The organism is Acinetobacter sp. 228 (assembly GCF_048147885.1).
Window position 1 is genome coordinate 1 of sequence record NZ_JAYWYV010000343.1, and the last position, 1,258, is coordinate 1,258.

A 1,258-nucleotide genomic window follows, 5' to 3' on the forward strand; every position below is an offset into this window, starting at 1 on the left:
TGTGATTTCAGTAGATATGCCGGGACATGGTCAAAGCACCAAATTACCGGCAGAAGCCAAATTACAAGATTTTGTTGAATGGACCATCGAATTTATTACAGCCTTAAATTTAGGCCCGGTAAATTTAGCAGGGCATTCAATGGGCTCGCTAATTACGACAGGCGTCAGTGTTACCCGTCCTGATTTAGTCAAACGGATGGCTGTACTCAATGGTGTGTATAAACGGACACCACAGGCGCGTCATGCAGTCATCCAAAGAGCTGAAGAGTTAAAAACAGGCCGTATTGATGTTGAAACTCCGCTACAACGCTGGTTTGGTGAAAGTGAAGTCGAGCGTATAGCAGCTGCCAAAGTGAAAACTTGGCTCGAAAATGTCGACTTATCTGGTTATACCACTGCGTATTCTGCGTTTGCACAAGGCGATGAAACCTATGCAGATGACTGGTCAAAGATCACTTGTCCTGCTTTGGTGTTGACCGGAACGGATGATCCGAATTCAACTGCAGAAATGGCATTACAGATGGCAAAACAGGCAAAGCATGGCACTGCAATTGTCATTGAAAATGAACGTCACATGGTGAACTTAACTGCACCTGACAAAGTGAATAATGCAATGCAAGCGTGGTTGGAAACCAGCGTTTAATTTGCCACACATTGCTGAAGGAATATAACAATGAGTGAAATGGATACTATCAATAAAATGCGTGAACTACGTGATGCCTTCGGGTCATTTATGACAGGCGTTACGGTGGTCACAACCTGTAAAGAAGATGGAACGCCACTTGGCTTTACAGCGAACTCTTTTGCTTCGGTGTCTTTGGACCCAGCTTTACTTCTAGTGAGTATTGCCAAGACATCAAGCAATTATCATAACTTTGCAAATGCCACACATTTTGCAATCAATATTTTGGCAGAAGAGCAAAAGGATGTTTCAAATACCTTTGCTCGTCCAAGCGAAGATCGTTTTGCAAATATTTCATGGTCAAAAAGCGCTTGCCAGAACCCGCTGATCGATCATGTCAGTGCATGGTTTGACTGTACAACCTACCAAGTTGTCGATGCAGGTGACCATGCCATTTTAATTGGTAAAGTTGAAGACTTCGCTTCGACAGGTTTTGCAGGACTTGGTTATTATCGTGGTGGATACTTCACACCAGCGAAACTTTCTGCCGAGGTGATCTCTGGCCCTAAAGTGGTGATGAGTGCCATTATTGGACATGAAAATACAATTTTACTCGACGAAACTGCTGATCATAAA

Annotated in this window: 1 protein-coding gene and 1 pseudogene; both read left to right on the forward strand. The window is 43.4% G+C overall.

What is annotated here, in order from left to right:
- The coding region (locus tag VXQ92_RS18815) for an alpha/beta fold hydrolase (RefSeq protein WP_416682824.1) at positions 1–643 on the forward strand (643 nt) is incomplete at its 5' end.
- Positions 644–673: 30 nt separating this feature from the next.
- A pseudogene (tgnA, locus tag VXQ92_RS18820) lies at positions 674–1,258 on the forward strand (flavin-dependent trigonelline monooxygenase reductase component); the annotation flags it as partial.